The 12,293-nt window shown below is 34.7% G+C and carries 7 protein-coding genes; 5 read left to right on the top strand and 2 right to left on the bottom strand.

Annotation, left to right across the window (positions count from 1 at the left end; all coding sequences use genetic code 11):
* Both OOK87_RS07330 and OOK87_RS07325 read right to left on the bottom strand, forming a co-directional pair.
* Positions 1-1,255, bottom strand: a 1,255-nt coding sequence (locus OOK87_RS07330) for an RHS repeat domain-containing protein (RefSeq protein WP_264688459.1), incomplete at its 3' end; no start/stop codon positions are given.
* 40 nt (positions 1,256-1,295) lie between these two features.
* Positions 1,296-6,239 carry a SpvB/TcaC N-terminal domain-containing protein gene (locus tag OOK87_RS07325; RefSeq protein WP_264688458.1) on the bottom strand — a complete coding sequence of 1,648 codons (4,944 nt, stop codon included), beginning with the start codon at positions 6,237-6,239 and terminating at the stop codon, positions 1,296-1,298.
* Between the two features lie 915 nt (positions 6,240-7,154).
* Here OOK87_RS07325 and OOK87_RS07320 point away from each other — a divergent pair.
* The 5 genes from OOK87_RS07320 to OOK87_RS07300 are packed head-to-tail and all read left to right on the top strand — an operon-like array spanning position 7,155 to position 12,290.
* Positions 7,155-7,646 carry a sigma-70 family RNA polymerase sigma factor gene (locus OOK87_RS07320; protein WP_264688232.1) on the top strand — a complete coding sequence of 164 codons (492 nt, stop codon included), beginning with the start codon at positions 7,155-7,157 and terminating at the stop codon, positions 7,644-7,646.
* Between the two features lie 51 nt (positions 7,647-7,697).
* On the top strand, positions 7,698-8,495 hold the full coding sequence (locus tag OOK87_RS07315) for an ATP-binding protein (protein WP_264688231.1): 798 nt from the start codon (positions 7,698-7,700) through the stop codon (positions 8,493-8,495).
* A gap of 23 nt (positions 8,496-8,518) precedes the next feature.
* Positions 8,519-9,007, top strand: coding sequence for a hypothetical protein (locus tag OOK87_RS07310; protein ID WP_264688230.1), 489 nt, complete (start codon positions 8,519-8,521; stop codon positions 9,005-9,007).
* Positions 9,004-10,236, top strand: coding sequence for an AAA family ATPase (locus tag OOK87_RS07305; protein WP_264688229.1), 1,233 nt, complete (start codon positions 9,004-9,006; stop codon positions 10,234-10,236). Before OOK87_RS07310 ends, OOK87_RS07305 begins: the two co-directional genes overlap by 4 nt.
* 23 nt (positions 10,237-10,259) lie before the next feature.
* Positions 10,260-12,290, top strand: coding sequence for an AAA family ATPase (locus OOK87_RS07300; protein WP_264688457.1), 2,031 nt, complete (start codon positions 10,260-10,262; stop codon positions 12,288-12,290).
* The last annotated feature ends 3 nt before the right edge of the window (positions 12,291-12,293 follow it).

The following is a 12,293-nucleotide window of genomic DNA, read 5'->3' as shown; positions in this document are numbered from 1 at the left end:
GACCCGTTGAATCATCTCTCTCTTTCCCCGAATACCTATATTCTTTTTCCGTTACTTCACGAGCTGTTTTGCCTGCAATTAGCGCTGTGCCACCAAATGGCAGATATTCCTCGTAGGTTATAATTTCAGCATTATCATTTAATTCCAAAGCCACTGAATCTAAATGATTACTCAGCTGATAACGGTCTTGACTTTCTCTGATTTCATTTGAAGTGCCTTTAGTCCAATAATGATGCAGTGCTACTCTACTCTTATCATCTGCAACATGAAGAGTGTATTTTTCTTTAATTAAACCACTCTCTTGATAAGTTCTCGTAACCTCAATATCGCCAAAGTAAATTTTTTCCACTCGAGTAGAGTTTGTTTCATTATTCTGATATGTTTCAGTAACTTTTCTAACTCTTTGTCCACCACTATCATAAACATAATATTCACTATCATTTTTTCCACTTGGTCTAGTTATAATATCAACATAGGCGATGTTATCTCGGTAATTCCAATGCAGATCTTGTGAGCCACTCAGCTTTAGTAAATTACCTCTTTCATCATAATTTTTATCTATATCATTTTCACTCACAGGTCTACTATCTATTATCGGCAAACTTCTATTGGAATTACCTGATATGTAAAATTCTTTAGTGGAACTATTTTTTCCATTATGCCTAATTTTTGTAATGTTACTTCCATAATCAAAGTCATAATATTCCGTGTAATTGCTAATCGCATTTTGGTTATTTAAATGCGGAATCGGTGTAATAATTTCTTCCTTTCCACTTAGCGCCGGATGTTCCTTTCCTGTTGCCTCAATTAGTCGATAAAGCGAATCATAATGATAATCGGACTTAGTATCTATACTTTTGTTTTTTGGAAAGATTGTCTTATAAGACTCATCATCCATTGTAGTAATGCTTCCTATTGGATCATACGTATAGTTGATATTTTGTAATTTCTTTTGTTCCTTTTGACTTTCTAGCTTAGTGAGCCGAAAAGTTTTAGGGTCATAGCTATAGCTGGTAACAACACCATTGCCATAGGTAATAGATGTACGTTGACCTTTAGGATTGTAACTGATATCAGAAACATAGGTTTTTATGTTTTCTCCTTGCTTCTTAAGGTTAATTTGTTTTACTCTTCCAGCTATATCATAAATTGGAATATGAGCATTATTTTGCGAATCTGTTTTTTCAATTATTTCACCTAAGGCATTATACTTAGCGACGAAATTAAACACTTCCAGCTCAAGATCTGCATGCACTGTAACAATACTTTCAACGCTTTTCCAATCTGCTTCTTGCTTATAGTTTTTTTCTTAAAAGAAAACTACTTTTTAATGTCTGACCTTTAAAATCATTTTCTTCGACTCTTGTAAGTCCTGCTTGGTCATAATGAGCAATCAGCGTTCCATAGCGATTGGTAGCTTTATCTTGAATGTCTTCAGAATAAAAGAATCTTTCAACGATATTGCTATTTAAATCTAGATCCTTATCAGTAACTTTTACTCTTACTGGCCGTTGCAATTTATCATATTCTGTATAAGTAAGTGATCCTTTGCCATCCCAATTATATACTGCACTTCCTGCAACATTTGCTAAATTCCAAGTTTCTCCGGCATCAATACTGGTGCTTTTTAAAAGCCCTGCCATCGAGTAAACGTGGATAAAATTCTTTATTTTTTCAGTTTCTTCCTTACCCTGATTTTGCTCATAAAATCTTGCATCAACACTTTTTAGCTCATTTCCTTGAATATCAAGTTTAACATGAGATTTTAACTCTACATTGCTTTGTCCATCCTTACTTAAGGTCTCTATCTGCAGAAACTTTCTTCCTAAACTGTCTAGATGCTCTATTGTTGGCGTGTTATAATGTTTTTCTGCTTTGCTGAGTGCATCTTTTTCATCCTTTAAAGCTGCCTTTTCTGCTGTATTCCATTTTTCGGTAAATTCTCTGTAATACTCTGAATCTTTTACCGTATCGTTAAGATCAAAATTTTTAGTACTCCATGAATAAAATTCTACTTTGCTGAAAAACCCTTTTGCCGTATCAATGCGAACATTCCTTAGCAGAGGATCATAATAAAGAGTGTCAGATACTCCTTGATTACGCACACTCTCTTCGAGGTCATAAAAAGGTGAATTACTATAAAAAGGTTCATACTTTTTCACCTCCGTGCCTTTATTGTTATATACAACTCTCCCTGATGCTAGCCACTTTTCACTCTCAGAATCAGTTAGCATTCTAGTCTCGAGGTTTCTACCAAAGCCATCAATGTGAGTTACAATTTGCCTTATTCTTGTAAAACTTCCTTCTGAAACATGAGTTTCTCTCTGCAAATTAATCACATGCACAGGTTGGCCATTTTTTCTCCAAGCATCTAAGTCATAATAAAAGAAGCTGGTTGCATTCTGTAAGTAGTACTCAGGACCATTTGCTCTATCTGCCAAGCCTAAAACATCTTCAAAATTTGGATTTTTTCTGACTTGATATTCGAGTAGTGGTTTATCACCTTTCTTTTCCCCTTTTTCACTGCCATAAAGAGATGTGGCAACTACCACCCCAAGTGGATTTAATATAACTTCTGAAACATTATCATTGTGATCAGTTAGTTTTACTGCCGTTAAACGTTGATAATCATATTCTACAGTAGTTTCATAATTTGAGCTTTCAGTTGCTTTTACTATCGTTTTTATTGGCAGTAAATTATACTGATCATAAACAACTGCAGTTTCACCACCGAAAACATCAATTACTTTTTCAGGTAAATAGTATTTATCACTACCACAATAGTACTGAGTAGGACTTGGCACCAACCAAAAGTCAGAAGTTTTTTTGTAGCCAAGATCCTCAAGCATTTGATCAGAGGTGATTTTTCCGGCAAATACTTCTTTTACTTGGCTATCTGAAAATGCCATAGCTTCGGTGTGGTGAAGAAGCGCTTGCTGCGTTACCGAGCCAAGCGGTAAAGTAGAATTTTGTTCTTCATTCCAATAGTAATTGTGACTTTCACTTAAGAGCCTTACTTGTGGACTCGTATAATTTAAGTTCTCTTCAAATTTTATCGTATTTTGCAAGGACTGTGTTACGTGAGTCCTTAAGTCATTAATATTAGTATAACCACTAACTGCAACTCTTAGGCCACCAATCTCAAAAGCTTGTGATTTATAGAGAGCTCCAAGTAAGTAAAATTCTTTAGTATTATTAACGTAAAAATTACGTTCTAAAGTGGCATGTAATTTTTGCTGCTCTGAATAATTATTTGGCTCTATTCTACGAGGGTAAGTAATACTTGCTGATTTAATGACATTACCATACTCATCAACTTCTAAAACAAAGTCGTGCTGAATACGTGGATCACAACAATTTCTTTCATAATGGTAATTGATAGTTTCTTGTAAATTCACAAAGAAAATTCCGTATTTGAATACTTTATGAGAGCTGTTTGTACTAAGCAATTTTACACAAGCACTGGACTCTGTTACCGAATATGGATGCTGATAAAGATCAGGATTTTCATCCCCATCTAAACCATACACTTCTTGTCTTAGCATTTGCCCTTGAATGGCGCGGTAAGCCTGTCTTTTATCCTCTATTGAGGTGATATTTTCATCAAATATTTGTGGCGTTATCTTTAGAGCTTCAGTATCTCCTTGGTAAAATTCTTTTCTGTAGCCCTCAACTAAATCTCCTGCTTTCTTATAAGCTCCAGTGTGATACCAGGTTTTGGTGTAAATCGGTGCTACATAATGTTCTTTTTGATCAATTGTAGCAAAATCTTCAGTATCCCAAGTTTCTACAAAACCAAATCCGCGAAATTCTTTTTCAGTGTAATCATAAAATCCATGATGATAACGATACTTATTGGTAAGTTTACTTCCTACTATATTGTCTATGGTTTCTATTTTTTCAACTACTTGTACTGGAAACGGCAGACTTGTTACCCACGGACGATTTTCTTTTCTATCTTGCAAGTAAAACTTAGTAGAAGCTGCATAATGAAGACGAGTAAGATTACCCATGTTATTATCTATTTGCTTCAGTAAGTGCGGTTTTACTCCATTGTAAAAATCATAATATAAATGCTGTAACTTTAAACTTTGATCAAGGTAACTAATAAGCAAACAGTTAGTTCCATTCCCTAGAATGTCAGCAAACTCAATTCGACCAATATGATTATAATCAACTGGTAGCTTTAAATTCACTGGTCTACTAAATGAATTACCACTGTTGTTATAGTAGATATCTAAGCTGTTGTGGTTAGCATAAACTAAATCTGTAGTACCAGAGCCATCAATATCAGCAAAGTAAAGTCTTTTTGTATTTAATCCATTTCTAAAATATGGAGCATTCTTAAATGTAACTTTTTCGCCGAATTTACCATAGCCAAGATTTGGCCAACATTCTACTTTACCGTTTTCTATTTTAACTAGATGGCTTTTACCATCACCAAACATGTCAGCAAAGCGTACTAAAGTACTCTCTGAACTGGCACGTTGATTTGGTAGATCTTTTGGCGCTTTACTGTAAATAGCTTTTTTGTATCCTTTTTTACCAGCAGATGGATATACTCTGACGCTTTCTCCTTCAAATACTACAACATCAGTTCTTCCATCTCCGGTGACGTCTATCATCTCTTGAATTTCACTACTTAGATTGACTACTTGCGATTCAAGAGGCTTAAATTCACTCCATTTACTATTACCATCAAAATCATGGTAACCCTGAAAACCACTTTCATTCACATAAAGCTGTAACTCACCGTTACCTTCTAAGCTCGTCAGTGAATAAGTAGTTTTACGAAGCAGCGATGGAAAACGCTCCAGTAGTTTAGCTTGAGCAAACTCTCCATCACCATTTGGTCTGAAATAAAGGATTGTGTTGCCATCGTTATATAATATTCCTTCAATACCTTCTTGATATAGATCTACCGATTGAAATCTTCGGTCATTTAGGTACCCAGCAAACCCTTGAATTTTTACCGGTTTAAAAGAGTTTCTATTATTTGAATTGTGAAGGTCTAAAAAATTTCCTTTTTCTTTTATGATAAGAGTTTTTTCACTGTCTGTGATTTTCCAATTTGAGTTTTCTTCAGAGATTTCTGCATTTTGTTCTGAAAAGACAAAATCTTGTTCTTTTAAAATCTGCAAAAGCTGTTTAGATGGCTTGTTACCATCTTTGAGTGTTACCGATGAAACTGTTGAAATGTAGGTAGAATCATCGCTGTTATGAGAAAAAACTAGAATTGGCGTAGTCTTAGTAAATCTTTTTTCTCCTCTTTCATAATAGCCAACTTGTTTTACAGCTCTTAAGTATGTAATCGTTGGTCTCTCGTCGTAATCAAAGTACGTTCCATTTACTAGCTTTGGCTCTTTACCCAGCTCGTCAAATCGATGATAAATCCTTATCGCTCGACATAAGAGTTCAGTTCTAACTGCAAATCCTGTAGTGTGTGAGGTAAACGGATCTTGACGGAGAATAGCTTCTCTTTGCTTACTGTACTTTTTATCTATCGGGCTGGTAAAATCGTTTTCATCATAATCAAACAGAACTTCAAAATGGTTGTGCTCTAATTCTTCATTATAACCATAAGCAATGCGATCTATTACTTTACCACCACCTTGTTTCTCTAAATTAGCTGTACTTGAGCGATAATAATAAAATATTTTATTTCCATATACATCTCTTGATTCCTCAAGTAACCATTCTGCTATGTGAGTATTACTCTTTGGATCATAAATTTGTGCTTGTTTATTTTTACCATAAATAGCAATGCTGCCATCTTTACTGGTAACTTGCCAATGAATAGTGTTATCACTTTTACTTACCAAACGTTCTATTTTAGCAAATAACCCTTCAACACGTGGCTGATAACAAGTAATATCATATTCGCTATTACTTGTTTGATTAATCGCAACCAAGTCATCTGCTCCTGTAAGTACGAAAATATCTTCATCATCATAAGTTGGAATTTTTTTGGATGTTTTTCTGATAATACTTGCTATTGAAACATTAAATCCTATACCAAATACTCCGTTACCACTACCAGAGCTGTAATCAACGCTTAAAGAAGGCGAAAAATTACGGCATGTTGGCAGTGGAACTGGTACTGAAAAGGATAGAGTACCAGTGAATGAATTCGCCTGAAAAGCTTCGCTTATTCCTTTTATCGCTCCACCACCTTTTGGCAGTTCAAGCTTTTTGGCCTCAATAGTAGACTTTTGTAAAGTATCTTTGTTATGTTCCATTTGATTTGATTGCGTGAAAACGCACTTTTATGTTATATATATACAAGATTTGAAAAAATTACGTCCAAAAAATCTTTAATTTTCGAAATTTAACAACTAAAAACTAACATGAAAACTCTTTTACAGCCAGTTTGTTTACCAAGATCCAGTGAGCTTTCAATTGCCGAGTACATATATATACAAGATTTAGAAAATTTTCGTCCAAAAAATCTTCAATTTTTGAAAAATTTTTCTCGAATTTGAAAACCTTATTTATCCCCAACATGATTTTTCTACTTTCAGAGGTTCTTTTATTATTCTAATCTGATATTTTATATGTTTTTATATATGTGTATATTTTTATATATGTATTATATATATATATTATATATATATATATATTATATATAAGGGTTTCAGGAAGCTAGAATCCTCCATATTGGCGGACTTCAGATATGCCGTTCCTAGGAACGATTTTAGGAATGCATGGTGAAACCCCGCCATACAGGCTAGTTCTAGATTCCTGATTCCTAATTCCTGATTTAGGAAGCCAGTAATTAGGAACGGAACTTAAGGTTATAGAGAGCATACTTTTCAACTATTTTCCTCTTAAAAATTTAAGCTATTCTTTTAATAGCGAAATCTAAATTTTTAGCTCTTTAGGTGATATTGAATTTCAAAATATGGAATTCTTATATATTTTTAATATAACTTTAGGAAGCTTGAGCTACCCATTCTTTGAAATCCATTCAAAATAGGTTCCAAAAACCTGAACTGTATTATTTTAAATTGCATCAGTATTATTCTCAAAAAAAAAATAACAGAATATCAATAGATTAAAAATCGCATCAGTATTATTTATTTTTGCTCCTGTCCTACATAACAGCATTAATAACTCTCATCCTTAAAAGCATCAATTTGTTTTTAAGGAAAGTTATGAAATTACAAAACTACCATATAGTTATTAAAAATGTAAAATATCAAGCTTATAGACTGAAACTTGCTAAGTGCTTTATTAATGAAGCTCACGAAGATCTTGAGCAAGAACTCTTCTGTGAAATTTGGCCATGCCTTGATCAGTATGATGAAGATAAAAGTAGCTTTAACACCTTTGTAGCAAGATTAACTGAAAACAAAGCTATTAACTTGCTAAAGAAACAGCGATGTGCAAAACGTGATATCAACAATTACATTAGTATTGATGTAACAGAGCTACTTGAGGGTGAAATAACAAAACGCATTGATGTAGACTATATGATCTCGGTTTTACCAAAGGAATGGCAAAATATATGTGAGCAACTTAAATTTTTCAACTTACATGAAGTTGCCAAAATGAACAACGTTTCAAGAACCACTTTAAACAATATTATCAAGAAGATACGTGCCAAACTTTTTCCTATTTACTACGAAGGCAAAAAGAAAAATTGAACAAAATTTTTGCCTTTCTTGTATATATATACATCGTAGCATGGATAAATAATGGTTCTTAAAATTTTGAATAATAATGAAAGATTGCAAACAATATCAACTGTAAAAATGGTCATCTTTGGTCCTTATGGTATTGGTAAAACAAGTCTCCTAAAGACCGTAGATGAACCAACACTTTGCCTTGATTTTGAAGCAGGGCTTCTTGCTGTTCAAGATTGGCAAGGAGATTCAATTAGTCTTCGCACTTGGAATGAAGCTAGAGATATTGCTTGTCTTATAGGGGGGCCTAATCCTGCGCTGAAATCTGATCAAGCATATAGCCAAAGACACTATGAACATGTATCTAGTAAGTATAAAGATCTTTTCTCTGAGTTTTCTAAATACCGATGCATTTTTGTAGATAGCATAACCGTTGCTTCACGTTTATGTCTTTTATGGGCAAAAATGCAACCTGAAGCTTTTTCTGAGAGATCGGGAAAACAGGACATGAGAGCTGCCTATGGATTACTTGCGCAAGAAATGATGGCCTGGCTCAACCAATTTCAGCATATCAGAGACAAAGACATCATCATAGTTGGCACTTTAAGTCAGTACTTAGATGATTTTAACCGTCCAAACTGGCTACCTCAATGTGAAGGGACTAAAACTGCTAGTGAAATTCCTGGGATAGTTGACGAAGTAATCAGTATGGTTGGAATCAAGAAAGATGATGGAACGGAGAAGCGCTCTTTTGTTTGCCACACTTTAAATCCCTGGAGATACCCAGCTAAGGATCGTAGTGGACGTCTGAGTATGGTTGAAGAACCACACTTAGGTAAGCTGCTTACAAAGATTAAAAGCAAGTTTTAAAATTTAAACATGGAGAGTGATATATGTTACAAAACCTATTAACTGATTTTAACACTGTAAAACCGCAAAGTAGACTAATACCTAAAGGTACAATAGTAAAGGTAAAAATGACAATCAAGCCTGGAGGTTATGAGCATTGGTTTACTAAAAGCCCTACTACCGGTAGCATTTATTTAAATACAGAATTTACCGTTATTGAAGGTCTATATGAAAAGCACAAGATTTACCAAATAATTGGTATTAAAAGTAATAAAGCAGAAGATACTTGGGGAGAAATGGGTCGCTCTATGCTTCGCAGTATCTTGGAATCAGCACGTGACATTCATCCACATGATAACTCAGAAAGTGCAATCCTTGCTCGTAAGCTAAATTCAATTGCAGAATTAAATGGGTTGAAGTTTACAGTAAAGGTAGGTGTTATAACTGATGAATATGGAGAGAAGAACAAAATTGCCTCAGTAGTTACTCCAGAATACCGCAAAAATTATGAAATTGACAGAGTACCATTTTGAAGTACGACGAGGAAAAGCTTTGGTCTGCTGTCGTTACTAGAGGTATTCAGGACGCAGTAGGAAAAAACCCAAAGCTAAGAGAAGAAGCAATTAATTGGCTGAATTCAAAATCTTTTGAAACTGTTTGTGAGCTAGCTAATCTCAACTTTACACGTATGAAAAATATGTATGGGAATTTTATGTCTAAAAAGCAAAAAGAGTTAAAGATGTTATTGATTGATAATATCAAGGAGTGTGTTTCTTACCTACTTCCAAATGGTGAGTTTTACCGAGAAAAAACTTATATTGGAGACTTAAATGGAAATACAATTACAGTTAAAATAGTAGGTAAGGAAGCTGGTGATTGGCGTAATTTTACTGAAGGAACTGGTGGTGATATTATTGATCTTTGGATTTTAATTAAGGGTGATATATATTCTGCTAGAAAGTGGCTCAATAAAAAATCAAAGAGTGGAGAAAAAAAAGGGGGGAAAAGAGAAGAAAAAATATTTTCTGTAAAGCAGTACTTAAGTGATCAATCACCAATACCAGAAGATATAATAGCTCCACGAATTCTCACTCCAGGTGGTCTTTTAGTCATTGGTGGTACGCCAAAGGTTGGCAAAAGTTATTTTCTTCTCTCTTTGCTTGCACATCTTGCAGCAGGAGTGTCGTTTCTTAAGATGAAGTCAGCAAGACCGCTAAAAATAGTCTATCTGCAAAATGAGATGGAGTACAATTATATCAGGGAACGCATACAACAAATCATAACTAATCAAAGGCTGCCAAATCTAGCAGAAGAAAACTTGATTGTTACTACAAAGATGAGATTAACTTTAAATGATGAAGGTATAGAGAAAATAAAAGATATTATAAAAGAAAAGTTTGATATCAAAATGATAGACCTTATCGTTTTGGATTCCCTTGACTATGAAAATATATTTTCTGGCCTGCAAAGCAGAGTAGAAAAACTACGTTCTATAATTAATCCTATGGCTGGAATCATTATTACACGTCACACCAGAAAAGTATCGACAGCTACACTCGCAAAAAGCCCTTTTCAAGCTTTAATTGGTGCTAATGCTTTAAGAAGCTTTTATACATCTGGTATTGTAATGTTTCAACCAAGTAAACGTGCAAATGTCTTGCAAGTAGTATATGAACTAAGAAACGGTAAATCAATACCAGCAAAATTCATTAGCAGGGTAAATGGGCGTTGGCAGAATTCTAAAATTATAGCTACGGCTTAACTTGTCCGCAAAAAACGGATACTATGGTAGAGCTAAAGACTCAGCTTTTGCAAAATATCAGATCTTGTCTTTTTCATCTACTACCAAGAGGGACATTTCGTGGTGATAAGTTTTATGTAGGTGATGTACAGGGTAACAAAGGCAAAAGTACTGTAATAGAATTAACAGGCGAAAGAGCTGGATTATGGAAAGATTTTGCAACAGGAGAAGGCGGTGACATTATTGACCTTTGGGCAACGGTACATGGGAAGAATGCCAAAATAGAATTTCCTGAAGTAATGGCTTCAATAAGTGAATGGCTTGGTCTTAAGAAACAAAACAATATCAGAAATCTAGAACAATATCTGACTTGTAGTTGGAATTACTACGATGAAAATAACCAATTGATTGTAATAGTCTATCGTTATGATCCTCCTTTAGAGAAAAAACAGTTTAAACCATTTGATGTTAAAAAACAAAGATTCAAAGAGCCAGAGATAAGGCCACTCTACAACGTTCCGGGTATTTTAAGGTCCGATAAAGTTGTTCTTGTAGAAGGAGAAAAATGCGCAGAAGCACTTATAGAGAAAGGAATTACAGCTACAACTGCGATGTTTGGAGCAAATGCGCCTATTGATAGAACAGATTGGACTCCGCTAAAAGGTAAACATATTATCATTTGGCCGGACAATGATGAAGCAGGTAATAAATATGCCAAAAACGCTGAAAAGAAGCTTTTAGAACTTGGTGTTGCATCACTTGCTACGCTTAAGATTCCACCGAATAAACCAAGGAGTTGGGATGCTGCTGATTGTCTGTTAGAGGGAATAAATGTTTCGGAATTTATTGAAAAAAACTCAAGAAAAATAATTATTAAACCACCACTTGATATTTTCATCTGGAGTGTAGAGCGTTTTGTAGGTCCAGTACCAAAGCAAAGATTCTTGGTTGAAGGATTATTTCCTTTGGGTGTAACCTCCATTTTGGCTGCAATGGGAGATACAGGCAAAGGTATGCTTCTTCTTGACCTAGCCCTCAAGGTTGCAAGTAGCATAGACCAGGTGTGTGGATTTGGCCCACCTGTTACTGAACATGGGTCTGTGGTGGTATTTTCCGCAGAGGATGATACAAATGAAATACATCGTCGCTTAGAACGACTTGATCCAAAATGCGAGAGATTAAAATATAAAGATAGGCTATTTATTGTACCATTGCCAAATATAGGAGGATCATTTACCATACTTAAGAATGTTCGCGGTAAAGTTGTAGAAATATCTCCAGAATTTGAGTTGGTAATGAAGCAGCTGAGCAGAATAAAGGATTTAAAGCTCATTATATTTGATCCCCTTGCTTCTTTCATTCATGCAGATTTAAATGCTGACCCAGCAGTAGGGGATTATCTCATGTGTTTATTATCTGATTTAGCATGTAGCACTGGAGCTTCAATAATTACTGCACATCATATGAGAAAGCTGAAGGGAGAAAAGCCTATATCAACAGTAGAGCAAGCACGAGATGCTATTCGAGGTACTTCTGCTCTCGTAAATGGAGTCAGGTGTTCTTTTGCTTTTTGGCCTGTTGAAGATATGACTAAACCAATGATTTTTAGATCAATTGGAAAAATCCCAAGACAAAATGCCTTATTTTATGGAGCTGTTGTTAAGGCAAATGGCCTGGCTGATCGTACTGTACGTACTTATCTGAGAAATGAAGAAACAGGGCTATTGGAAGACATTACTGAACAATTAAAAGCTCAAAATATTAGCGATAAAGATCTTAAAATATATCTTATTGATTCAATTGCGCGAGCTGCTATTTCAGGACATCCATTTACTCATACAGGAAGTGCAGGAATACATAAACAACGACATAAATTGCCTGAAGTTTTTCATAGTATGGGAAGGGATAGACTAGAGCGTATAGTGCAAGAGCTTTTACAAGCAAAGCAAATAGTTAAAGGAATGGCTAATGGTTCAAAAGAAGATAAATGGCTTGATGTAAAAACAGGACCATTTGCACGTGGGGTGGGAAAATTTATTCATGGAGCTGAAATTATTTCTTTAAAGCCAGAGTAAAAA

Origin of the sequence: Wolbachia endosymbiont (group A) of Sympetrum striolatum (genome assembly GCF_947250715.1) — a bacterium.
Lineage (GTDB): Bacteria > Pseudomonadota > Alphaproteobacteria > Rickettsiales > Anaplasmataceae > Wolbachia.
Note: the sequence above shows the minus strand (reverse complement) of the source record. Positions and strands in the feature narration are given on the sequence as shown.